Origin of the sequence: Lentzea flava (assembly GCF_014648475.1) — a bacterium.
Lineage (GTDB): Bacteria > Actinomycetota > Actinomycetes > Mycobacteriales > Pseudonocardiaceae > Lentzea > Lentzea flava.
Genome location: NZ_BMRE01000061.1, coordinates 1 through 23,498, shown reverse-complemented (window position 1 = coordinate 23,498; position 23,498 = coordinate 1). Strand labels below are relative to the sequence as shown.

Below are 23,498 nucleotides of genomic sequence, written 5' to 3'. Positions count from 1 at the left end.
ATGAACCTGTTGACCAACAACCATCGTGAGCGTCGCGGTGGTGACCGGGAAATGATCGGCCACATGATCGGCAACGCGCTCGTGGTGCACCCGCGCAGCGTCCTGCGCGAGGAGATCCGCGACCTGGCGTTGAGTCTGGCGCCGGATCCCGACCATGAGCTCGTGGTGGTCGATCTCCCCTCGGCGAGTTCGTTCTCCGTGTGGGAGTCGACAGCGAAGCTGTTGCCACGGAAGCGGCGTGGCGTGCGGCTCGTGCTCGGCGGCCGCTCCCGCGAGATGACCGTGCTCGCCGGGCAGTGGCTCTCCGAACGGCTCGGCCGCACTGTGATCGCTCCTGACGGCCAGGTGATGCCGGGTGTCGGCGGCTCGCTGTTCGTCGACGCCGGGTGGGGTACCGGGTGGGTGCGTTTCCAGCCGGGCAAGCAGCCGCGACTGGACGGGAAGCGTTTTCCGCGGCCTGTTTGGGAGAACGTGTCGTCCTCGTTCGTCGAGGTCATGCCCACCAGCGCGAGCGGTGTCGCCGAGCCGCTGCCGGGAGGTGTGTGGTTGCGCCCACGTGGACCGGAAAGCGTGCTGCGCGACCAACGCAACCGGTTGATCAACACGTTGCCGTGCCAGCCCGAAGTGTGCACCATCGTGCTGGGATGCCCCGGCGCACCACCCATCACCCTCTACGACATCACCAGGTTCTTCAGCTGGATCCCCCCGGAGGCGCGCCCGACGCTGCGCCTGATGAAGTTCGGCCCGATGACGTTGCCAGGCAACGTGCCCTACGGCCAGGTCCTCGCCGACGCGCTGGAACATCCGGTCACCTGTTACACGGGCATCCCTCTCGGGTCGCGTACCGAGCCCACCGTGCACGCCCTGCAGGCCAACGGCGAGCCCGGCTGGCAGGCGTTCGCGGAGGAGGTGATCTACTCGCCGTCCGAAGCCGGTGCGCCGGTCGGGCCTCCGGCGCTGGTCAAGCACCGTCCGCCGGTTGTCGGTGTCGACGAGATCGCACCCGCTGTGTACCAGTACACACAGGACGTGGTGCTGGAGGTCGTGCAGGCAGGTCTGTGGTTGCGCGGCCAGCAGGAGGCGCCCCATGCGGCGGCGATCCGCTCGGTCGAGCCGGACGGTGGCCGGCACCTGGTGGTGTTCGAGCACGACACCGAGGAGATGGCGGCTCGGTTGAGGGTGCTCGCGGAGGACGTGATCGGCAGGCTGCCGTCGTGGACCCGCCACGTCACCGCGCTGGCTCCTGCCGAGTCCGTCGTGCGGAACCGGATCGAGGTTCCCGGCAAGGCGATGAGCACGATCGACGTGTCGTCCGTGGTCACGTTCTCGGCTCCGCGGGCGGAATCCGCATTGTCCGAAGTGGACATGAGTTCGTCGCCGCCGGTCGAGGTTCCTGCGGCGCCGAACGAGGCGACCGTCCGGTTCGACCGGCCGCAGATCGAGACGGGCAACCCGATGAGCTCTTCGCCTCCCGCGCCGGCGTTGTCGTCGTTGGACGCCGACGCCCCGTCCTCGCCCATCGGACTCGTGGCCGAGCCCTCACCGCAGCGCGCCGGCTCCACGGCTGGGCCATCGCTTGAACTTCCCCCTGCCGATGTCGCCGTCGTCGACCTGCCCGTCACAGCACCTGCATTGATCTCGGCGGACGCGCCATCGTCACCCGTGCCCGCGTCACCCGTGCCCGGCTCACCGGTTTCCGCGCCATCGGTGTCTGTGTCGTCGGTGCCGACGTCATCGGCGGACGAGGTACCTGTCGCCGAGCCCGTGGGCCAGGAGACGGCCACCGCGTTGGCGGAACCTGGCGCCGAGCCGACGCACACGAGGTTCGTCACACTCGTGCAGCCGACTCCGCAGCCCGCTGCCGCCGGGCTCGTTCCCAAGCGCGGGCTGGACGAGGAACGCGCCTGGCTGCGCCGCGCGCTCAGCCGGGAGTACGCGGCTGTGGCGAACTCCGTGAGTCGTGTGCTGTCCGAACACCCCGGCTTCCAGGGCGCGTTGGAGCGCTCCGGCGCCGTGCTGAGCGACGCGGTGGCGATCCGGCTCTACCTGTCCTCGTCCGGTGACGGGCTAGATCTTCAGCTGCGGAAGGGGACAGTCGGACCACATGTGCCGTTCGCTCGCTGCGTGGTCTCCGGACTCAGCAGGTTGCCGTCGCACCGCGGCGCGACGGTGTTCTCCACCTCGATGACCGGACAGGAGTGGGAGCTCTACCGCAACCGCAAGCTCCTCACGGAATGGGGCTTCGTCAACGCACTGGTCGCGCCGTGCTCCCGGCAGAGGGCCCGCCACGAAGTCGACGTGCTCGTGTGGTCGATGACGGCGCGTCGCACCAAGCTGCTCGAACCCGAACAGGGGCCGGTCGATGACCGCGTGCTGTTCGTCCCGGGAACCAGCTTCAAGGTGCTGGACCTGAGGGAGCCCGTCGACGGCGGGCGTGGGTACGTGCTGCTGCGTGAGCTCGCGGCCGGCGAGATCGACTCGACCGGCAAAGTCGACACGAATCGGGCGTCGCTCGACGAGCTGGCGGTCAACTCGCTGCGCCGGAGCTTGCAGACCTGGGAGTCCGGGAAGCTGGAGGCGCGGGTGCCCGAATCCGCCGTCGACCGCTTCGGCCAGCTGCCGGGTCTGGTTCGCACCAGGCAAGAGGAGTCTCGATGAACCGACAGCTTCTGGTGGTGGCCGCCGACAGGCCGGGTTCGTACCCCACGATCAGTGCCGCGCTGCGTGAGGCGCGCGACGGAGCCACGATCAGCGTGTTGTCCGGGCGCTACGAGGAGAACCTCGTGGTGGACCGGATGGTCACGATCACCGCCGAGGACGGACCAGGCACGGTCGAGGTGGTCGCGCGCACGGGCAGCGTCGCCGTCGTGGCTGCGGAGGCCGCCCAGTTCTCCGGTCTGGTGCTCCGCTCTGCCGACGCCGAACAGCCGGCGCTGGACATCCGTGCCGGCGAGGTCGCGCTGGACGACTGCCAGGTCTCTGCGACGTCATGGGCGGTGCTCGCGCGCGGCAGGGGTTGTGTGGTGCTGCGCGGCTGCCGGGTGACCAGCACCGGTGGCGCGGGCATCGTGGTCACGTCGAACCTGCCGAGCATGGTGGAGAACACCGAGGTGGTCGGCTCCGCGTCATCGGGAGTGGTGGCGACGGAGAACAGCACGCTGGTACTTCGCCGGGTTGTCGTGCGCAAAGCGGGCGGCAACGGCATCTGCGTCAACGGCAGCGCGCGGGTCGTCGTGGAGCACTGCGAGATCGTCGAGGCCGCGAAGCCCGCGCTGGTCGTCGAGCAGGAGGCGAACGCCGACATCCGCGACGTCGTGATCAGCCAGAGCGTGAGCCTCGACCTCTACGTGCGCAGCTCCGGTGAGGTGCTGGTCTCGGACTCCGAGTTCACCGGGGCGGGCATGCAGTCCGCGCACATCGCGGGCGGCGCGTCGCCCGTTCTGCGTGGCTGCCGGTTCACGTCGGTGGGGCAGAACGCCGTCTACGTCACCGGTGGGTCGGCACCCCGCTTCGAGGACTGCCGCATCGGTGACAGTCCGGTCGGAGTGGTCGTGGACGCGGCCTCACGGCCCGTCTTCAGCGGGCTCGCCGTCGAAACCACGGCACAGGGTGCGGTACTGATCGACGCGGAGTCGGTGGTGGAGCTGAGAGGCGTGCGGGTCGTGCCGGCGTCCGGCCCTGCCATCGGTGTGAAGGACAGGTCGCGGCTGACTCTGGTGGATGCGCAGATCGAGGCCGGTGACTCCACAGGCCTGTCGCTCGGGGAGGACTCGCGCGCTGACGTGACCGATCTGCGCCTCACTGGAACGGCCGCGCACGTGGTCACCGTGACAGGAGGGTCGCGTGGTCAGTTCGCCTCTGCATTGGTGCGCGGAGGCGGCCTGCGCGTCGACGACGGGACTCTGTCCATTCAGGACAGTGAGATCGTCGGTGCTTCCGAGGACGGCATCAGCGCCGGTGCGGGCGGCGTGCTGAACGTGAGCAGGTGCCGGGTCCGCTCTGCCCGGCGGCACGGCCTGCACCTGATCAGCGGATCCCGCGGCGAGGTGCACGGCTGTGAGATCACGGGCAGCGCGGGAGACGGTGTTCTGCTGGACACCGAGGAGTCCGTGTCCGTCAGCGACTGCACGATCACCGGCAGCGGCGGCAGCCCGGTGCGGCGTGCCGTCGACCACGAGCGGTTGTCCGTCACCGGCGTCATCACCGGTGAGGAGCGTTCCGCACGCTCGGCGGAGACCGCCGTCCGGTCCGCGCCGTCCGTCCACATCGAGCACTCCGACCGGTCCGGAGACGACCAGCAGCCGCAGTCGATCGGCGGCGTGATGGGCGGTGTACTCGAAGGCCCGCTCGCCGAGCTCGACGGCCTGATCGGCCTGGACGGCGTCAAGCACGAGGTGCTCAGTCTCATCAACCTGATCAAGATGTCCCAGCGTCGGCAGAACATGGGGCTGCCGATGCCGCCGATGAGCCGTCACCTGGTGTTCGCGGGGCCTCCCGGTACCGGGAAGACGACCGTCGCCCGGCTCTACGGATCCGTGCTCGCGGAACTGGGCATCCTGTCGCGCGGACACATGGTCGAGGTCGCTCGGGCCGACCTGGTCGCCCAGTACATCGGCGCGACGGCGATCAAGACCGCCGAAGTGGTCAACAAGGCGATGGGTGGCGTTCTCTTCATCGACGAGGCCTACACCTTGTCCAGCCAGTCCGGCGGAAGTGGCCCGGACTTCGGTCAGGAGGCCATTGACACTCTGATGAAGATGATGGAAGACCATCGCGACGAGATCGTGGTGATCGTGGCGGGGTACTCGGAGCTGATGGAGCAGTTCCTCGCTTCGAACCCCGGCCTGGCGTCGCGCTTCTCCAGGACCATCGAGTTCCCCAACTACAGCGTCGACGAACTGGTCACCATCACGGCCAACCTCTGCGGCAAGCACTACTACGAGCTCACCGACGACGCGGTGGAGGCGCTGACCGACTACTTCGAGCGCGTGCCGAAGAACGCGACGTTCGGCAACGGCCGCGTGGCACGCAAGCTGTTCGAGGCGATGGTGAGCAACCAGGCATCCCGCCTGGCGGCGCAACCGCCGGCCAAGGACACCGAACTGAGCAGGCTCACCGCACAGGACCTGGCAAGCGAGTTGACAGCGCTCGGCGAGGGCACACTGCGCTCCGAGCCGCCGAACGCGACCACGGACCCGGTCGCCGCGGTGAGCAACACGCTCGGCTGGCAGCGGCTCGAGGCGCTGACCGGTCTCGACGACGTACGCCAGGCAGCGGGTCAGACACTGGTTCAGCTCTGCGAGCTCAAGGCGCGCAACAAGGGACTTGGGCGGCGCGCGAACGCAGTGCTGTGCGGCGGACGGGGGACCGGACGTCGTGCGGTCGCGGCGCTCTACGCGCAGAGCCTGACCGAGCTCAGGCTGATCAGCAGCGGCCACGTGGTCTCGCTGTCGCTGGGCGGTGACCTCTGCCCGCGCTGGCCAGGGCAGGCGGTGAGCCTCGTCGCGACGGCGTTCGAGGAGGCGGCCGGTGGCGTGCTGCTGCTGACCGCGGACGGCGAGTGGACGTCCGACCTGGTGGAACGCCGGGCCGAGGTCGTCGAGACGGTCGCCGACTGCATCCGCCGTCATCCCGCCGGGCCGGTCGTGCTCCTGAGCGGGGAGCCCGCTTCACTGGCTGGTCTGTCCGAGTTCGTTTCGCTGGGCGAGTGTTTCGCGCAGCGGTGGGACTTCGGCGAGTACGACGTCGACCAGCTGACCACGATCGCGGTGCGTTATCTGGCGCGCTGTGGTCACAAGGTGCCTGAGGACCTGGCGCACGCGTTGCGCGACCTGTTGTCGGGCAGCGGCAGGCGCACGGCGTACGACGCGCACCGGCTGGCGCAACAGCTCGCGACCACGGCGGCCTCCCGCACGCTGACATCCGCCGACCTGAACCTGGTTGCCCGTGCGGAGCTGCCGTCGATGTCCTTGGAAGAAGGGCTGGCTTCAGTCGGGTGAGTCGGCCGGTTCACCCTTGGCATCTCCGCGAGCGTTGATCTTCATGAAGGGAACCTCCATCCGTCCGGCGTGGTGAACTGCTCCCGGAAGCTGGACTGGGAATCCAGTTCCGGCTCTCGGGGAGTGGTTCGTTGGTTTCGGCTGTGAAAGCTGACGTCGGTTGCCCGCGGATCCTGACGTCGGTCGGCGCGCGGAACCATGGTCGTTGTTCGTGAATGTTGGCGTCACTTGCCGGTGTCGTCGGGTGCGGGCGCGGGTCTGGGCTAGGCGGCAGGAGTCGGTGCCGGTGTCGATGATGTTGCCGCTGAAGGTGAGCCGGTCGACGATGGCGGCGCAGAGGCTGGGGTCGGTGAAGGTCTTGGTTCAGCCGGCGAACGACTCGGTGGACGTGGTCGCGACCGAGGCCTTCTCCTCCCGCTCGATCGGGACTTGGAACAGCAGTCCGGCGCCGTGGCGGTCGAGTTCCATGGGTTGGGTCGGAGACGGACGCCGTGCACCCTTTCGGGTGTCGGGTTTCCGTCTCCGCCCGCCGAACCGGACGTGCCCGTTGGCTGAGCATCCGGCTGTCCACGTGATCCGCGACGGGTCAGGCGAGGTGTTCGCTGACCTGTCGGCGAAGGCCATGTCGTCGTGGCTGGTCCGGCGGAAGCGAGCTCCGTCGGGGTGGACCTCGTCGACGTTGTAGGGTGTGCTGATCTGCGCTCCACGGAAGCGGTAGCGCTCGACCCGCATCTTCGCCTGGTCGATGGCAGCGTCAGCGGCGGTTCGGTCGGTCAGGCCCCGATGACGTTTCGTGGTCACGGTCCGACCCCTCCTTCGCCTTGGGCGACGGCGGCTGGGAAGAAGATCGTCGTAGACGGCAACATCGGGCAGCGGCCTGCTGTCCGCCGCAAGACGGGTCAGTCTCCGTTCCGTCAGCGACGCGACCCTGGCCAGCCGCGCGGAATCGCCAGGAGCGGCAGGGGGTTCGGGATGGTCGGTCTCCGCGGACCTGCGGGCCTCCAGCGCGACCGCTTCCGCAGTGACCGCGCCGGCCTGCGGTGCCGCAGCGAGTCCAGCAACGACATGGTCCTGGCTGAGATGCCTGTACAGCAACAACACCTCGATCAGCGCGCGAGTGCCATGACGGTCGCCGTGTGCCCTGCGGGCCGCCGACCACCAGGCGTCGTGAACCGGCCTGAAACCGCCCGCCGCTCGCGCCGGTTCCAGCGCCGTCGCGTGCTCGTGTCCCTCGAAGAAGGCCTCCTGACCACCCGAGGCGAACACCCGGTGCACCGCCCTGGCGGAGAACGACATCCGCAGGCAGAACAAGAAGAACACCACCTGCTCACCGCGCAACGGCACCGTCACCTCGCCGAAGTCGACCTCGGCCTCCATCCGCGGACGATGCGTCTGCGGCACGAACACGTCCCTCCAACACTCGGCCCGTGCCCGCACTGATCTGCGGTTTCCGCTCCGCGACATACGCACGTACCGTAGGACACGTCGGTCATACCGTGCTCGTCGATCAAACGGTCGAAGATCCGCTTCACCGTGTGCCGCTGCTCGCGCGGCGCCCGCAGATCCTCCCGCAGCATCACGTCGATCGCCGGCTTGAACGGATCCACCTTCGAACCACGCGGCGGATGGATCTTGCGTTCCTCCGGCCACGCCGAGGACAACGCCTGCTTCACCGTCCGCCAGCCCACCTTGTACCGGCGCTCGATCTCACGCCCCGACACCCCGGCACGAGAGTCCCGGCGGATCGCGGCGTACAGCTCCACCCTCGACCTCGACGGCACGAGCGGCTTCTCGGCACAGCGAAGCAACCATGCTCCCACCGCAGGAAACCCCGACGTCAAAATTCGTGAACATCGACCCGAGCGATCAAGCCACGCCGTCCGGCTTCGTGGAATGCTCAAGGAATCCGGGCCTGGTGTTGCATGTGTGCTGGCAGGGCACGGCGACGAGGTGGTGTTTGCTTGGCCGCCGTTCGAGGCCTACCCCGCAATGAAGGAGAACGCGGGCGCAACTCCGGTGTACGTGAGGTTGGCCAGTCACCGCCACAACATCGACGCGATGGCGGCCATCGTGACGGAGCGGGCCGCCTTCTGATCGTCTGGAATCCCAACAACCCGACCGGTACCGTGCTCGGCCAGGACGAGTTGCTGCGCCTTTTGCAAGTGTTGCCCAGGCATGTCACGGTCGGGCGCGTGTGTCAGCCAACTTAGACGCCTGCCCTCTTGGGGAATGAAATGTGGTCATTCGGGCAAGGTGTACTTCATTAGCGCGTCAATCCTTGCCGCCGGCTATCGGGCCAGCTAGCCTCACAGCGTCATTTCCGAGAGCTGTCATCTTGGCCTGGAAACAACGACAACGAAACGGATGCACCATGAAGCACTCTGCGAACGTCGTCAAGCGCGCGAGCGTTGCCGTCGCCGTGGCGGCGGCCGCCGCGTTGATCGGCGCGGCTCCGGCGTCGGCGGCAAGCGCGGGCATGATCGACGTCTGCTCGTACGGGAACTACGCAACCCAAGTGGAATTCCCCAACCGCGGCGGTTTTTCTACGTGGATCGTCTCGCCGGGGTCTTGCCAATCCACCTGGATCGGCTATGGCCGGGTCAACGAGCCGATCAACATCTACGGCTTCTTCCCCCACAAGGTCTGGCTTCGGGGAGCCACCTTCTGCGGAGCGATTGGCGGCTTTGTGGGGACCTATGGCAGCTCCAGCGCCAACTGGGTTGCGGTTCCCGCCCGCTGCTGATTCCGGAACGTCCCGCGGTGATGTCGCCGCGGGACTGCCGGAATCCCCCAGCAACGTGACCGCAGTGGGCTGGCGATCGATGAACGGATCTCATCCTCGACGATTCTGGAACGCAAGTTCCGATTAGCCGCAGGATACGGAACGCGGACAGCAGGTTGGACGGTTCGGTGTTCAACATTGGCATGTCGTTCCCTGTTGTTGGGTGAGAAGCGCTTGGCGTAAGGATGGCCGTCTTACCGCCGAACACCTGGAAAACGCTGACACGGCTGCGGTATCGGCGGCAGGCTCGCTGATCAGCCGGACACCGCTAGGTCGCAGGAGACGCTGATACAGCCCTCCTGTCAGGCTTTAGCGTAAATTGTGCGACATCCGGTGATGTAATCCTTCGTTTCCAGCGACCGTTGTCCAACTGACGCTGGCTGGTGACAGGCTGGACTTGGGTCTTCTGCAGCGGCCTCTCATAGGGTGTCTGGCCGCCGTGGGGCCGGTGGTAGTTGTAGTAGTCCTCCCACTCTTTGAGTTTGTCGTTGAAGACTCCGGCGTCGTCGATCACCACGCCGTCGAGCCGGCGGTAGAACTCCTCGGCGTCGATGCGGTGGCTGCGCTCGACCTTGCCGTTGAGCCGCGGTGTGGCGGGGCGGATGTAGATGTGCCCGATACCCTGGTCCAGGACGCGGCAGTGGAACTGGGTCTGGAACTCCGCCCCGTTGGCGGTCTGGATCTTCTCGATCTGGAACGGCAGCCGCGACAGCACGTAGTCCAGGAACTGGATCGCGGTCTGGTCTGATCGCGGGTAGATCCGCAGGATCCGCAGCCGGGTGCAGTCATCGATCGCGGTGTACTGGTAGTCGTGCTTGCGTGGGCCCGCGGCGGTGGTGATCGGTTCGATGAACTTGACGTCGATCTGCACGTGGTGGCCTGGATGCTGCTTCTCGTAGCGCTTCCAGCGTTTCTGGCGGCTCTTGTAGCGCTCGGATGTGGGTAGCCGGTTGAGGCTCAGCCGCTTGAGAATGCGCCATACCACCTCCGGGTGGGTCGTCGCCGGACTGTGGTGCGGGGCGCTGGGGCGGTCTTTGAGACCCTCTAATCCCTCGTCCTCGAACGGCGCTTCCACCGGTAGAACACATTGCGGCTGATGCCGTAGTAGCGGCAGGCCGCGGCAACGTTGCCGCTGACCTCCTCGGCGTGGCGCAGGACGGCCAGGTCTCCTGGTCACTGGAAACCCAGACCGTCAACAACCTCAGTCAGTTTTAGAACACTGTACTGATCTGAGGGGTTCGGAACGCGGCTGGCGGGTGGCTGGCCTTTGAGTGCGGTGTGACCGCGGTGGTGATTGTTAGGTGTGGAGCCATCGGCGGAACGCCTCGCGGCGTTCGGTCTCGGTGCGGTAGGGGCGGGCGTAGGCCCACTCGTCGAGCAGGGTGCGGTTGAACCGCTCCACTTTGCCGTTGGTCTGGGGCCGGTAGGGGCGGGTGCGTTTGTGGACGATGCCCGCGTCGGCCAGGGTGTCGCGCCAGAGCCGGGATCGGTAGCACGACCCGTTGTCGGTGAGCACCCGCTCGACGGTGATTCCGTTGGTGTGGAAGAAGGTCTGTGCTCGTTGCCAGAACGCGGCGGCGGATTCCTTGGTCTCGTCCGGCAGGATCTCGGTGTAGGCCAGGCGGGAGTGGTCGTCCACGGCGTTGTGCAGGTAGCTGTGGCCGAGATTCGCGCGACCGCCTTTCTTGCGTGGCCGGCTCGGGGCGCGATGTGCGGAACTGTTGCGCAGGCCTGCTTGCCTGCCGTGGACCTTGTGGCCACCGCCGTCGGGAATGTTGCCCAGCTTCTTGATGTCGACGTGCACGAGCTCGCCCGGTGCGGCGCGCTCGTAGCGGCGCACCGGCTGCCCGGTCGCGCGGTCCACGTGGGATAGCCGGGCCAGGCCGTAGCGGACCAGGATCCGGTGCACGGTCGAGGGCACCGGCACCAGCAGGTAGGCGATGCGTGCCGGTCCCCATCGCCGCGCCAGGCGGATCTTGATGATCCGCCGCCTGGTCCGGGTCGGGGTCCGGCGCGGGCTGGACAACGGACGTGAGGACCGGTCGGTCATGCCCGCGACGCCGTGCTCGCGGTAGCGGTCCGCCCAGGGTTTCGCGGTGCTGACCGAGACCTGGAACCGTTCCGCGGCGCGCCGCAGCGGCCAGCCGTCGTCGACGACACAGCGGGCCAGGCGCAGCCGGCCCAGCTCGGACAGCGGTGCGTTAGCGTGAGTAATCGAGGGCCTCCTGGCTAGCCGGTGCAGATGTCGCAATCCACACCGAACCCGGAGGCCCTCCCTCATTCCAAGATCATCCGATCACGTGTCGGACCGTTCGCAACCTTGCTGGGCAGTACAGCTAGCCGAGTAGGCACCGGTGGAATCCGGGCACCGGGGCGCTCAACGTACGAACTGATTGCTGGGCCGTCGGCGGACATGTGGCCGGGCAGGTGAGGTGCCGCGAGAACTGCGGCGGAGACCACCGCTCGTCGAGCTTGCCGCGACTGGGCGCACGCAGGAGTCCCGCCCTCTGCGATCCACCGCTTCCCTGGGGCGGTTCTGCGCAGCAGTGTCTGGTTGTGAGCCCACCACGGGTTTAGCGGCCGTCTGATTTGTGGTCAGTACCTGGAGGCGGGCGGTTCTCATTCGTTCAGTTCATGGACATTCTTCTTGTCCACAGTGGACAGGAGGTGCACGCGGACTGGAAGGACGACGGTCAGTATGAGTCCGCCGCCGGGACGGGGCGTTGCGGTGGCACTCCCGTAGTGGGCGTGCGCGATGGCGCGGACGAGGGTGAGGCCGAGGCCCTGTCCATTCGCGCGGGTACGGGTGCGCCGGCGGTAAAACGGCTCGAACAGTCGGTCAGCGTCCTCCGCGGTTATGACCTCGCCGGTGTTGGCGACGGTGATCTCCGCGGTGTCCCCTCGCGGCACGACGGTCACCCGGACAGCGCCGCCGGGGTGGTTGTGCCGGACGGCGTTGTGCAGCAGGTTGATCAGCAGGTGGTGGAGCAGGTCCTTGTCACCGTCCACCTGGACCGGCTGTGTCTCGCCACACACCTCGACCCGGTTCGTGGCGGCTTCTTCCCGGACCTCGTCCAAGGCGTGCTCGGCGAGCAGTGCGAGGTCGACCGGTGACGTCTCGGTCATACCGTGGTCTGCCCTGGAGAGGGCGAGCAAGGACTCCACCGTCGCGATGCTGCGTTCGTTGGTGGCCAGCAGTTTGGGGGCAAGGGTGGCAAGGTCGTGGTCGTGCGGATGAGCGGCGGCGACCTGCAACATGGTGCGCATGGTCGTCAGCGGGGTGCGCAACTCATGGGAAGCGTTGGCGGCGAAACGTTGCTGGGCTTGGAAACTCGTGTGTAGCCGGTCCAGCATCATGTCGATCGTGTCGGCGAGTTCGGTGAACTCGTCCTGGGCGCCGTCGAGACGGATTCGTTCATCGAGGGTGTGCCCGGCGACCGTCCGCGCGGTGCGGGTGATGCGGTGGACAGGGGCAAGCATACGCCCGGCGATGATCCAGCCGAGCAGGACCGCGACCAGCGCGAGCCCGATCAACGCCGCTCCGGACACGCGCACCAGCGTTCCCAGGACGTCCTCCTTGCCGATGATGGCACCGGGAGGAGCCGCTGTGGCCGGGACCGCCGCGATGCCCTCCCCGGTGAGGTGCCGCGTTGGAGCGTAGTTCGGGATGTACCGCATCAGGAAGTACACAGTGGCCAGCAACGCGACGCCGCAGGCCAACACCAGGCCGCCGTAGAGCAGAGTGAGCCGCAGCCGGATGGACAGCCTGCTGCGGCGGAGCGTGGCGTGGACGCTCATGGGGTGACGTCGAGGTAATAGCCGACTCCGGTGGCGGTGTGCAGGATCGGCGGATCACCGAGTTTGCGCCGCAGCGTGGAGACGGTGATGCGTACGGCGTTGGTGAAGGGATCGGCGTGGGCGTCCCAAGCCTTCTCCAGCAAGTGTTCGGCGCTCAGCACCGCCCCGTCCGCCCGCATGAGCAGTTCCAGGACAGCGAACTCCTTGCGGGTCAGGCGCAGGGAGCGGTCGGCCCGGCGAGCGTCGCGACGCGCGGGGTCAAGCCAGAGGTCTGCATAGGTCAGCACCGGCGGATGCGCCGTGGTGGCGCGTCTCCGCAAGGCGTGCAGCCGGGCGACGAGTTCGGGGAAGTCGAACGGTTTGACAAGATAGTCGTCGGCGCCGATACGCAGTCCATCGACCTTGTCGGCCGATCGGCCCGCCGCGGTCAGCATGAGGATCCGGCACTCCGGCCGGGTGGAAGCGGTTCGACGGCAGACCTCGTCCCCGTGCACACCGGGAAGATCGCGGTCCAGCACCAGCACGTCGTATTCGTTGACCGCCACATTTTCCAGCGCGGTGGAGCCGTCGTGGGCGATGTCGACGGCCATGCCTTCCCTGCGAAGCCCGGACTGCAACGCTTCGGCGAGGAACACTTCATCCTCCACGACCAGTACCCGCACCTTCCGCCCTCCTAATCCGAGCCGGCCGCGTGCGCAGCCCGTATTCGCGCACCAGCATTGCCCACTCAGGAATCTATGGTCACCATATGGTGATCACCAGATGTCGGTCATAACACCGGTTTGGCTTACTGGAACACGTCGCGGCCCGTCGCCGCGATCGTCCTGGAGGAATACTCCGCCGGACGTCGTCGCACCCAAACCGAAGGGAATCTCCGATGTCTTCATTCTTGCGACGTGGCATCGTCGCTGTCGCGGGCCTGGCCATCATGCTCGGCACCGGCGGTTCGGCATTCGCCGGCACCGTGGTGACACCGGCTGACGGCGGCAACCCGGCCACGCCGATCCAGTGCCAGCCCGCCAAGCCGTTGGACCCCGGCGTGCCCTTCGTGCCGGCGCTCCCGATCCAGGAGCAGCCGTCCACGCCGGCACCGGTCGGCGCCCCCAGCGTCCCGGCGAACCGGTTGGAGTGCCAGCCTGCTCAGCCACTCGAGCCGGGGACCCCGACGGTGCCGGCGAAGCCGATCGGTCAGGCCAAGTAACCCGCTGGACGAACTCCGCGGGGACCGCCGGGCGTGCCGACGGCCGGCGGTCCCCGCGCCATACCGGAGACCTTGGCACAGTCGACACTGTCGTCCTGCGGGACCAGAGTGTCCGGAGGCTGCCACTGCCGGCTCCATGATCCTGCACGACACAGCGGTACACGCTGAAAGCGATTTTCGATGAAATCCGGTTCGTTCGGACTTCTCCAGGAGCCGGGCTCCGCGGAAGCGCGTGACAGCGTTGGCCGGTGCAGGCGAGGAAGCGTCGGGTACATGGCCGAGGCGAGCATGTTGCCCAGTTCGGCACGGCACACGGTGTCCAGCGGGATGTGCGGTGAGAATGTCCCGGACACTCTCCCCGGTACGGCTGACCTGATCGCCACTGGTGTCCAGGTGGTACTCGGAGCCGTGCCCCCGTGGCCACGCGAAGACCTGTCCGGTGCGCCGCTGCAGGGCCGGATTCTTCTGGAATCCCGCCTGTTAGCCAGGCAACTTCAGGTCCACGACGCTGCTCAGGACTACCTGGCTGAGTGTAATCGACGGCAACGTCGATCGAGGCGCAACCGGTCCCGCGTGGCGCCTCCACATCGGGTGCGCCCTCAGCCCGTTTGATGCGGATTGCGCATGCCTGTGCGGCCGACGCCGGTGCGACGGCCAGGACGGTGGCGGCCGCACCGGCCACGAACACGAGAGGCGCTTCCCGGACAGTCATCAGCCGCTTCCCCTTCCGTGGTCGGGCAGCCGTATTCGGACAGTCCGTCGAGCACTGGTTCCGCGGCCCTGCTCGGACAGCTGTCCCCTTAGTTGAAACGACTGTTCACCAGTAACACGTGCGGCTGCGCGGAGCCAGTCAAAATGTCGGAAGGGGCAACGGGCCGGCCCCAAAAGGGCCCTCACCGGCCTGAGCGAATTCGCCGGTCGTTGCAACACGCGTGATCAACCGGCTTCGATCAGGAGCTTAGCCAAGTGGTCGGCTGGGGTGTCCCAGCCGAGCGTTTTGCGTGGGCGGCGGTTGAGCTGGGTCGCGACGGCGGCCAGTTCATCGGCGGTGTGAACGGACAAGTCGCTGCCTTTCGGGACGTACTAGCGCAGCAGGCCGTTGGTGTTCTCGTTGGAGCTGCGTTGCCAGGGCTGTGGGGGTGCAGAAGTAGACAGGCATGCCGGTCGCGACGCTGAACTCGTGGTGGCGTCCCATTTCCTACCTGGCGCACACAGCACATCGACGCCGCAGATCGAGGACATGTCCGCGACAACATGGCCAGCAACATTGTCTGGCGCACGCGACGTGACAGCAGCTTTTCGAGCCTTGGCGACGCGGCGACGGGGGCGCTGGACTCCGTTCCCTTCATAGAGATCAACTAGCTTGAGTTTTAACCTGTTCGGCGGGGTCGAGGGTTGCTTGGCTTGGTTTTCTTGCCGTGTTCGGGTTTCTGCTTGTCTGTGCTGGTGACGGTGTGGACGTCGTGGCGTGTTGCGGGCTGGTGGTTGGGCTGTCCCGCGGGGCGTCCTGGGCCGGGGCGTGAGGGTTTCGGGACACGGGCGGGACAGGTCAGTTGTGGACGCAGGTTGCGAAACCCCCGGCGGATCCGGGACGGGCTCAGTCGCTGGGCTGGCCGGGGTTTCTCCCAGGGGCGGCGCAGATCGACGGAGAGATTGCGGACCAGGTGGAGCTGGGTGTAGGTGGCAAGAAGAAGCCAGGTCCAGCGGTCGGCGGCGTCGGGTGAGCGCAGTTTCGGGGTGGTCCAGCCGAGGGTTTGTTTGAGCATGCGGAAGGTGTGCTCGATGTCGAAGCGGCGCAGGAACGCCTGCCAGGCCAGATCGACCTCGGTCTGGGTGAGGCTGGTGCGGGAGTGCCAGAGCCAGACGGGTTTCGGGATCGCGCCCGAGGGCAGACGCTCGACCTGCAAAGGATCACGGTGCCTTCCAGGATGGGTAGTTCCCCGGTGTGAGCGGCCCAGGCGGTGCGGGAGGTGCGCTTGGGTGCAGGCGGTCCCAGGCTCGGACCAGTGCCGGGCCGTAGAGTCGGGTCGCGGTCTGGATGGTGATGTCCGGCTCACCCCAGGTGCCGGTGTCACCGAAAGCGAACTCGCTGCCGTGGCGTGCTGGCCGTCCCGGACTGGGGCCGGGTCGCAGCGGCGGTGGCGGGGCGGCGCAGCACCCGGTCCGACCGCATCCGCACCAGTACGATGATCGGAAGACCGGCGAGCACGTGCGCGAGCCGGGGTCCGTCGTAGCCGGTGCCGGGTGACGAGCAGGATCTCCGGGATCTCCTGGTGTGTCCAGTGCCCGGCGGTGATCAGCCTGTGCACGACGTCGCGGATCTGGCCGGCGGTCACGCTCGCGGTGTCGTCGCCGGGCGCGAGCCGGACTGCGTCCAGTGGCGCGGTCCACGAGTGCCGCCCGCTCTCCAGGGCGACGACGGAGTAGGGCCAGCCCGGCACCATGATGTGCTGGTCCTTGCCCCGGCTGTAGGTGTGACACAGGATCCGCTGCGGGCAGGTGTGCGCTTCCGGGCGCAGCCAGCACGTGACGTCCACCGCCAGCACCAGCCGCCCATCCGCGCGCGGCAGCGACACCGCGGTCAGGGTGGTGCGTAACCGGTCGAAGTACACCCCGGCCCTGGGCCAGTGCGGCGTAGCCGCTGCCGTGCCCGCGGCGATGCTCACCGGCGAGTGAGAGTTCCGCGATCGAGCGGACCGGCCCGTCGGCGCACAGCACCGCGTCGGCCAGCTCGAACAACGCGCCCGCCCGCCGGGTCAGGCACCGGTAGAACTCCTGCCGGAACTCCGACAGTTCCCCAGACGCACTACCGCCACGAGCATGGTGCAGACTGATCGACTGAAGCCCTTGGTTCGATCTTCTTTCTGTCGCAAGAGGAATGATCAACCAAGGGCTTCGCTCATGATCAACCGGGGTGCTGCCCCAGTCGCTCAGAGCTTAAAACTCAAGCTAGTGCGGGCCGTGCTTGGATGTGTCACGACCACATCGGCGTCCACAAATCCGAAGTCAGCGTGTTGTTCGTCCGCACGTCCCAAGCGGCGGTGCGAAATCCCGACAATTCAACCTCGGTAGTCGCCTTGCCGGAACTCGTCGATGCCAGCGGTGAGGCAGGCTGGAACGCATTCACGGCTCTTCGAGATCACGTCGTGGAGCATCATCTCGACGTCGTTGAGCCAGTGAACGGTGTACCGCAACCGATCCCCCATGTCGCCAGAGGCGTGGGCGGGCAGCGCCATTGCGATGCGGAGATCGGACAACGCACGTAACCACGCCATGGCCTCCCCGATCGATGTGATCCTCACCTGGCCACCGGATGCGGGAAGCGTCTCGAGCACCTGCTCTATCGCATCGCGGGATCGAACGAACACCTCGCGTTCGCGCTGCGGCGACATGGTCCCCGTCCGGCAGAACAGGATGGCGCGCAGCCGCTCGTTCTCCGCGGGAGCGATCAATTCCCCCGCGCCGAACGGGGCGGCGGGCTCAACCGTGAAATGCTCGGCGCACCGGTCCTCGATCAGACGTCCCAGGCCCTGCAGGTACCTTCGTAGCTTGATGATCTCCATCTCCTCGAACAGGCCGAGGAAATGATCGTCACCCACTCGGTCCCAACAGATCATTGTCACCTCCACGACCGTCTTGTTCGAGTAGACCACCGAGCAGAGCGGTCACAGGCCGCCGAGCGGTTGTTGTTCCCCAAACAGCGGCGAGGTCTGCACGCGCGCACCACAGGCCACATTTACGGAGGTTGCGCGAACGCGAGCGCATGTTCCGCAGGAGGAGCCGGGCCGCGGTCCGCGGCGCCGGCTGGCAACGTCCTGTTCCTCTGGTGACACCACGAGGATCAGGCCTCCGGTCACGGTTCTCGGGCCTGTGCCATGTGCTCGCGTCAACCACCGAGGGTGATGTGTTCCCGCGCGTGGGGAACGAGCGCATCGGTACATGTCGCCGTGTCCTCGCCGTCGTGCGAGTCGAGGGACCGCCGACCACGGTCGCGACGAGCTGGACGTCTCCGGCCTCCCGGCAGCAGTGGGGCAAGCAAGCGCCTTGCCCTTGAACACCGGCCAACCGTCCTGGAAGATCATCTCGACAGTGAGATCGATTGCAGAACCAATGAGTGCGTTGATGCCGACCGAGAAGTCTGCAGCCGCCCGACCGGCCGAGGCGGCGCGGTGGGTTTGCGGCACACGCGCGACTCGCGACGCGGCCGCGCGTGTGCGGCATGCGATGTTGTCGTGACCGGAACCGATGTCAGCCTGAGCCGGTGGGCGGAACCTGTGGGTGATCGTCGCGATGTTCGTTCGCCTCGATCACTAGTATCTCGCTGATTGTTGCTGTGATTCGGGTCCCGCTGGGTGAGTTGAGCACGTCCAGTTCGCCGGGTGGACGTACGGAGTGGCTGATCTGGGTGTCCAGATGTGTGGTGGTCCAGGCGAAGCCGTCCACGGCGGAGTGGGTTACGGTCACCGAGAACTGCTCGTCGCAGGTGATGGTGGAGCGCAGCTGTTCGTCAGCGTGGTTGGGGTGTACGGTCAGCTCTGCGACGCCGGACTCGCGAAGCCGGACCGCTCCGGCGCGGTCGAGTTCCACTGTCACTGCTGCTGACCGAACCAGGACACCGCCTGCGTCGTGCACGATGACGGCGGAGTCCGCTCGTGAGGCCGAGGTGCACACGACGGCTCCTGCGTCGTCCAGCACCGCGCGCAGGCCATTGCCGTTGTCGACGCAGGCGCCGCGTGCCCATACCGACGCTGCCCAGTCGTGGTCGTTCGACTGCACCACGACCTCCAGCACGCCGTCGACCGTCCTTCCAGTGGACACGACACTGGCGCCGGTGACGAGGCGGCCGTCCGGAGTGACGTACCAGTCCTCGGTGCCGCCGCCGACGTGCACGCGGCCTCGGTCTACCACGAAGTCCTTGCCGGACCAGCTGACCCGCACGCGTCCATTCGCCACCATCACGAGCACGTTGTCGCCGAATTCAATCTTCAGGCCGCTGCGTGAGCCCCGCAGGGTGAGGTTTGGCAGCGCCAGGATGAGGTCTGTCCCGTGCCTGCGCGCGTCCAGCCGCGTTCCGCAGTCAGCGCACGCACGCGCCACCGAGCAGTACGGGCTGACCTCCAGAGTCAGGTGCGCGCACGCCGCTGCGTGCAGCGTGCCGGTCGTCGAGTGCCAGCGCAGGCCTACGCCCGGCTGACCTGGCAGCTCGACGGCGACTGAGTGGGTGTCGGCTGACACCTTCCAACCGGTGCGAGCGCAGGTGACCTTGAGACCGGCCGTTGGCGTGACCTCGGCCTGACCGTCTGCGCTGACAAGGACGATTCCGGACGTGTCGGGGTCGAGCGCGAACGTGGTGCTGCTTGCCGTGAGCCGGACCTCCGCCCGGTCGTTGCGGGTCACCCGGACCGCGACGTCGTCCGCGACGGAGACGGTCATGCCCTCCGGGGCGGTCTGTGCGATCAACTGGTGCTTGCCGTCAACGGCCGTGCGGACCGTGCCGCTACCGAAGTCGTGGAACACTCCCGAGGCCAGGCCGTCTTCGCTGGTTCGCCGGATCCGGACACCGGCGTCGTCGCGCTCGGTGGTGAGCAGGGCGGTGCACACCAGGATCCGGTTGTCCTGGAAGGCAACCGAGGCCGCGTCACCGATGCGGACATCGTTGTGCGTCAGTGTGAACGTGGTGTGGTCGTCGGAGGCCAGCTGCACGTCGAGCCGCTGCTCGCCGCTCTGCGCATTCCCCGCGACACGGCCGAACGCACCCCTGGTCACCACGCCTGCCGGATCGAGCGTGGTCACCAGCTCGTGAGCGCCGTTGAGTGGCGTTACCACAGCGGTGCCCGCGCCAGTGGTGAGGATCTTCTCCCCCTCTGTGCTCTCGGTCAGAGTGCTCTCGGTCAGAGAGTCGGCACCACTTGCCGCCGTCGCAGCGCCGGCGACCCGCCGGAGAAACCACACGTCGCCCGAACGACCTCGAACATCCCGATGAGTCGCTGTCATCAACTGACTCCCACGTCGAGCAAGCCCAGGTCGAGTGTCGCCCACGGCAAACCGGAGGGAGGGGGCGATGCGGCGCAGAGCGGAAAACGGACGGGCAATTCACTCCCATCTCGGGCCTGATTGGAGCAGGTGACGCGGATTTCTGCCGCAAGGCGGAAACCTGTCCCGCCCAGCATGCTCGCAGGAACCGGTCTGGAAGTGACTTCTTGTCGTTCGGTTCAGAACCGAAAGGGTCCGAATGACTTCCCGTGCGACCCTGGTTGGTTGGCAATGGCTGCACTCCTCCGGCGGATGCGCGATCTTGTACGGCGCCATGGTCCAGCCTGCCCCACGTTGGTCCCCGCCGTGGCGGGCACCGTCATGCGATCCTTAGAGGAGGCTCGTGCCAGCTGTCGAGAACACACCAGGCAACAAGCCCGCCTACGCCGAGGAGGAGCCAGCCCGTGTCCTGCGACACATGATCATGTCGGTGTCTGCCGACATCGACCCGTTGTTCGCGTCGAAGCTCTACGCACTGCTCAGCCGGGAACAGTTCACTGAAGTCGCATTCGAATTGATGCTCGCCGCGGCCTCCGGGAAAACCACGATGTCCAGCGCAGACATCGGCGCACTGCGCCCGATCGTAGCGACTTCGAACGTGCCTGCCGCGCTACTCGAGACATTGCGCCCACATGATAGGCCTGCGTCGAGAATGCGGATCGTTGCGCGAACCAGTGGTTCAGACGACGTGGATGTCACAGCTGTGGATGCTGCGGCTGTGGTCACCGCGATCACGGTGGCACCGGCGCGCAAGCTGTGGGCTGGACGATGGGTCACCAGGCACTCCGGCGTCGCCATCGGCCCCGCCTACCTGGTCGACTTCGCCGCAGGCACGCCCGAACGCACGCTCGCCGACGGTGTCCACCGGTTGTGCGCGAGGTTGCACACCCGGACCTGCCTGAAGTTCTCGCTCGGTGGCCGGCTCGAGGGCGAGCAGCTGTGCCCATACCAGCGGGATCTCCTAATGGTCGGCGACGTCTTGTGGACGCGGTGCTGAAGTGACGACATGAGGCCAGGGTGTCCGAGGTCAAAGTGGTTGCTGATGAGCGGCTTCGTGGCCGGGCGAGGACGCTGCGAAGGGGACAGGCGCGGCCGTCAGACCTGCCGCGCCGACCAGCAGGGCGGCCAGTGCCGCGCGGGCGATCGATTTGGCGTTCATGAATCCTTCTTGCTTGTCCGTCGAAGGGAAAGGAAAGTTCGGCAGGTGATGCGCGGTACAGCCAGTGGAGCCTGAGGCTGTGCGCGCGACGTGGCCAACGAACGTGGAACGTCATGGAAGCTGGCCGAGGATCTCGGCTGGCTTCCGTTGGCCGCTGCAGGGTCAGCGAGGTCACGAGCTGGCCTTCTATCGGAAATGGGGAATCCCTGCACCTTCAAGACCACGTGTGCTGCGTCCTCGTCCTGCTGGGCGGTCCCGCCGGAGATGCCGAGGCCTCCCGCGCACTTGCCGTCGTCGAACAGCGGGAGCCCACCGCCCACAGCCATCAGCCTGGGCCGCGACGAACTACGGACCGCGATCGTCACCTGGACCGAACGCACCTACCACCGCTGCAGACGCCAAGCCACCCTCGGTTGGTCGACCCCGTCGAATATGAAGCAATCATGACCACGCCAGCCCGTCAGGCTGCGTGACTGGTGTGCCCTGGGTTTCGCGGAGTCGCGTTACTGGATCTCATGCCACGATGAACGTGTTCTCGTACTCTATCGGGGTCAGCATGCCGAGCCTGCTGTGGCGGCGTTGCCGGTTGTGGAAGATCTCGATGTAGTCGAAGATCGCGTTCGCCAACTCGATGCGGGTGCGCCAGCGTTGGCGGTCAAGCAGCTCGACCTGCATGCGTGACCAGAACGACTCCATCATCGCGTTGTCGTAGCAGTCGCCGACGCTGCCCATGGACGGGATGAGGCCGAAATCCTTGGCGCGCTTGGTAAACGCCCAAGATCCGTATTGCACTCCCTGATCGGAGTGGATAATCGTCCCCCCGTCGGGACGGCGGCTGTCGATGGCCATGCCGAGCGCGTTGGTCACCAACGCCGCGGTCGGTGAGGAGTCGATCGACCACCCCACCACGCGGCGGGAGTAGACATCGAGCACGACCGCGCAGTACACCTTGCCCTCGCGGGTGTGATGCTCGGTGATGTCGGTGAGCCACTTGCGGTTCGGCTCCGTGGCGGTGAAGTCGCGATTGACCAGATCCTCGGCGATCAGGTCAGGCTTGGCCCGCCGCCACTTCGGCCGGCCCATCACCCCGACGATTCCGGCGCGGCGCATCAGCAGTTCCACCGCGCCGTGGCCGACCACGATGCCACGTCCCAGCCGGAGCTCCGCATGGACCCGGCGGGACCCGTAGATCCCGCGGGAGGCCTGGTGCACCTCCGTGATCAGATCGGTCAGCCAGGCGTGCCGGATTGACCGCGCCGAGGGCGGCCGGGACAGCCAGTCGTAGTAGCCGGAGACCGGCACGTCCACCACCCGGCAGGCAACCTCGACCGGGATCTCCTCGGCGGCCATCACCTTGACCGCCTCGAATCTCCTTTTGGGGGCACCACCTCTCGCACCAGCTCGATCGCCCGGCGCGTCGCCCGCAGCTCGGTCTCCAGCTCAGTGATCCGGCGTTTCGCCGCGGTCAGCTCGGCCTTCTCGCCGCTGGTCAGCCCCTGCCCGAGTCCACGGTCGATGCGATCCTGTCGTCGCCAGGTGTAGATCGTCTGGTCGCTGATCTCCAGGTCCCTGGCCACATCGGCGACCTTGCGGCCCGCCTCGATCAGGTCCAGCACCTTCCGCCGGAACTCCGGCGGGTACCCACGTCGTCCCATGCCATCCTCTCAAGATCAAATGGCACAAGAATCCAAGAATCTACCTCCGGAGAACCCAGGGCACACCACAAGGTTGTCTGCGGGCCGGGAAGCACTCGCAGTGATGCCGCCTCGACGCGGGCCTCACCACGCCGGGGCCAGGGACAGGTCGGCCGGGTCTATTCCTTGACGGCGGTGCGGGCGTGCCGGAGGTCGTCGATGAGCAGGATTTCCATGCCCCGTGAGCCGCGCCAGGCGACGAGTAGGAGATCGCGGGTGGTGGCGTCGTCGAGCAGACGGCGTTTCTGTGGTGGTGTGGTGGCCTGGGTGACCAGGCCGTCTGCGGTGACGTGGATCAACGCCACGGACGGGGAGAGCCAGTCCAGTCGTGCGGCGGTGCTGGCGGGACGTAACGCGGACGCGTCGAACGCGGCGAATCTCGGCACGGCCCAACGGTAGCCACCGGCGGTGGGGATGGTCGACACGGCGTCCGGCAGGCAGCCGGCATCCTCCTTGGTGGCGTTGGGCGGCGATCGGATGCGCCCTGTGGAATGACGGTGTGCTGTGGTGCCGACAGGTCGTGGCCTGCTGTGACGAGGTTGGGAGTCTTTCGGGTGTTGCCCGGTCACGGCTGGGTTACCGGGCTTGATCGGCGGGCGGCGTGGGCGGGGTGGCTGGATGCTCGGCTGGTCTGCCCGCCTGGTGCGTGGACGGGGAATTTCCGTGCCGGGCGGGCGGCATCCACCCGAGACGACAAGGGAAGCGGTGTGTCGATGTTGACGCAAGCGTTGATCCAGCAGGACTTGCGGGATCTGGCCGCGGCGCAGGCCGAACACGAGCAGATGCTGCTCGGATTGCCGAACGTGGTCGGTGTCGCGCTGGGCACCAAGTT

General features: G+C 67.1%; 17 protein-coding genes and 5 pseudogenes. 9 read left to right on the top strand and 13 right to left on the bottom strand.

The genetic code is table 11. The features are described from left to right. Together IEZ09_RS39610 and IEZ09_RS39605 are read left to right on the top strand one after the other, a co-directional pair. On the top strand, positions 1–2,658 hold the full coding sequence (locus IEZ09_RS39610) for a hypothetical protein (RefSeq protein ID WP_189258986.1): 2,658 nt from the start codon (positions 1–3) through the stop codon (positions 2,656–2,658). Then, positions 2,655–5,999: a right-handed parallel beta-helix repeat-containing protein gene (locus tag IEZ09_RS39605; protein ID WP_189258985.1), complete on the top strand. Its 3,345-nt coding sequence runs from the start codon at positions 2,655–2,657 to the stop codon at positions 5,997–5,999. The genes IEZ09_RS39610 and IEZ09_RS39605 overlap by 4 nt, the downstream gene beginning before the upstream one ends. Positions 6,000–6,362: 363 nt before the next feature. Here IEZ09_RS39605 and IEZ09_RS48280 read toward each other — a convergent pair whose 3' ends face one another. Next, on the bottom strand, positions 6,363–7,400 hold the full coding sequence (locus IEZ09_RS48280) for a hypothetical protein (protein WP_440590349.1): 1,038 nt from the start codon (positions 7,398–7,400) through the stop codon (positions 6,363–6,365). 192 nt (positions 7,401–7,592) lie between these two features. On the opposite strand from IEZ09_RS48280, the gene IEZ09_RS48275 reads away from it, so the two are divergent. Together IEZ09_RS48275 and IEZ09_RS39585 are read left to right on the top strand one after the other, a co-directional pair. Further along, positions 7,593–8,093 carry a hypothetical protein gene (locus IEZ09_RS48275; RefSeq protein ID WP_440590348.1) on the top strand — a complete coding sequence of 167 codons (501 nt, stop codon included), beginning with the start codon at positions 7,593–7,595 and terminating at the stop codon, positions 8,091–8,093. A gap of 277 nt (positions 8,094–8,370) precedes the next feature. Beyond that, on the top strand, positions 8,371–8,742 hold the full coding sequence (locus IEZ09_RS39585) for a hypothetical protein (protein ID WP_189258983.1): 372 nt from the start codon (positions 8,371–8,373) through the stop codon (positions 8,740–8,742). A gap of 442 nt (positions 8,743–9,184) precedes the next feature. On the opposite strand, the pseudogene IEZ09_RS39580 reads toward IEZ09_RS39585, so the two are convergent. From IEZ09_RS39580 to IEZ09_RS39565, 4 genes and pseudogenes are all read right to left on the bottom strand, one after another. Then, positions 9,185–9,945 (bottom strand): annotated as a pseudogene (locus IEZ09_RS39580) (helix-turn-helix domain-containing protein); the annotation flags it as partial. Positions 9,946–9,954: 9 nt separating this feature from the next. Continuing rightward, positions 9,955–10,996, bottom strand: a pseudogene (locus IEZ09_RS39575) (IS481 family transposase). A gap of 404 nt (positions 10,997–11,400) precedes the next feature. Next, entirely contained in the window at positions 11,401–12,579 is a 1,179-nt protein-coding gene (locus IEZ09_RS39570; RefSeq protein WP_189258982.1) for a sensor histidine kinase, read from the bottom strand. Next, on the bottom strand, positions 12,576–13,241 hold the full coding sequence (locus IEZ09_RS39565) for a response regulator transcription factor (protein WP_189258981.1): 666 nt from the start codon (positions 13,239–13,241) through the stop codon (positions 12,576–12,578). Before IEZ09_RS39565 ends, IEZ09_RS39570 begins: the two co-directional genes overlap by 4 nt. 215 nt (positions 13,242–13,456) lie before the next feature. Between IEZ09_RS39565 and IEZ09_RS39560 the strand changes: the two genes are divergently transcribed. After that, positions 13,457–13,780: a hypothetical protein gene (locus tag IEZ09_RS39560; RefSeq protein WP_189258980.1), complete on the top strand. Its 324-nt coding sequence runs from the start codon at positions 13,457–13,459 to the stop codon at positions 13,778–13,780. Between the two features lie 936 nt (positions 13,781–14,716). Here IEZ09_RS39560 and IEZ09_RS47035 read toward each other — a convergent pair. Beyond that, a pseudogene (locus tag IEZ09_RS47035) lies at positions 14,717–14,978 on the bottom strand (IS30 family transposase); the annotation flags it as partial. Positions 14,979–15,150: 172 nt separating this feature from the next. Further along, positions 15,151–15,687, bottom strand: a complete 537-nt coding sequence (locus IEZ09_RS47030; RefSeq protein WP_229813355.1) for a transposase — start codon at positions 15,685–15,687, stop codon at positions 15,151–15,153. Positions 15,688–16,024: 337 nt separating this feature from the next. Here IEZ09_RS47030 and IEZ09_RS47025 point away from each other — a divergent pair, with 337 nt between their 5' ends. After that, entirely contained in the window at positions 16,025–16,207 is a 183-nt protein-coding gene (locus tag IEZ09_RS47025; protein ID WP_229813354.1) for a hypothetical protein, read from the top strand. A gap of 72 nt (positions 16,208–16,279) precedes the next feature. Next, positions 16,280–16,456, top strand: a complete 177-nt coding sequence (locus IEZ09_RS47020) for a hypothetical protein (protein WP_229813353.1) — start codon at positions 16,280–16,282, stop codon at positions 16,454–16,456. A 383-nt stretch (positions 16,457–16,839) separates the two neighbouring features. Here IEZ09_RS47020 and IEZ09_RS39550 read toward each other — a convergent pair whose 3' ends face one another. Both IEZ09_RS39550 and IEZ09_RS39545 read right to left on the bottom strand, forming a co-directional pair. Continuing rightward, positions 16,840–17,433, bottom strand: coding sequence for a DUF2017 family protein (locus IEZ09_RS39550; RefSeq protein ID WP_229813352.1), 594 nt, complete (start codon positions 17,431–17,433; stop codon positions 16,840–16,842). 595 nt (positions 17,434–18,028) lie between these two features. Next, positions 18,029–19,732, bottom strand: coding sequence for a hypothetical protein (locus IEZ09_RS39545; RefSeq protein WP_189258979.1), 1,704 nt, complete (start codon positions 19,730–19,732; stop codon positions 18,029–18,031). A 499-nt stretch (positions 19,733–20,231) separates the two neighbouring features. Between IEZ09_RS39545 and IEZ09_RS39540 the strand changes: the two genes are divergently transcribed. Next, on the top strand, positions 20,232–20,810 hold the full coding sequence (locus tag IEZ09_RS39540) for a hypothetical protein (RefSeq protein WP_189258978.1): 579 nt from the start codon (positions 20,232–20,234) through the stop codon (positions 20,808–20,810). Between the two features lie 30 nt (positions 20,811–20,840). On the opposite strand, the gene IEZ09_RS47595 is transcribed toward IEZ09_RS39540, so the two are convergent. After that, entirely contained in the window at positions 20,841–20,972 is a 132-nt protein-coding gene (locus tag IEZ09_RS47595; protein ID WP_268247682.1) for a hypothetical protein, read from the bottom strand. Then, positions 20,969–21,298 (bottom strand): heme-binding protein, encoded by a 330-nt coding sequence (locus IEZ09_RS39535; RefSeq protein ID WP_189258999.1) that lies wholly within the window; start codon positions 21,296–21,298, stop codon positions 20,969–20,971. The genes IEZ09_RS47595 and IEZ09_RS39535 overlap by 4 nt, the downstream gene beginning before the upstream one ends. Before the next feature lie 10 nt (positions 21,299–21,308). On the opposite strand from IEZ09_RS39535, the pseudogene IEZ09_RS48270 reads away from it, so the two are divergent. Continuing rightward, positions 21,309–21,445, top strand: a pseudogene (locus IEZ09_RS48270) (IS3 family transposase); the annotation flags it as partial. Positions 21,446–21,485: 40 nt separating this feature from the next. On the opposite strand, the pseudogene IEZ09_RS39530 reads toward IEZ09_RS48270, so the two are convergent. Together IEZ09_RS39530 and IEZ09_RS39525 are read right to left on the bottom strand one after the other, a co-directional pair. Then, a pseudogene (locus IEZ09_RS39530) lies at positions 21,486–22,627 on the bottom strand (IS3 family transposase). A gap of 158 nt (positions 22,628–22,785) precedes the next feature. Continuing rightward, positions 22,786–23,052, bottom strand: coding sequence for a hypothetical protein (locus IEZ09_RS39525; RefSeq protein ID WP_189258977.1), 267 nt, complete (start codon positions 23,050–23,052; stop codon positions 22,786–22,788). Positions 23,053–23,498: the final 446 nt, after the last annotated feature.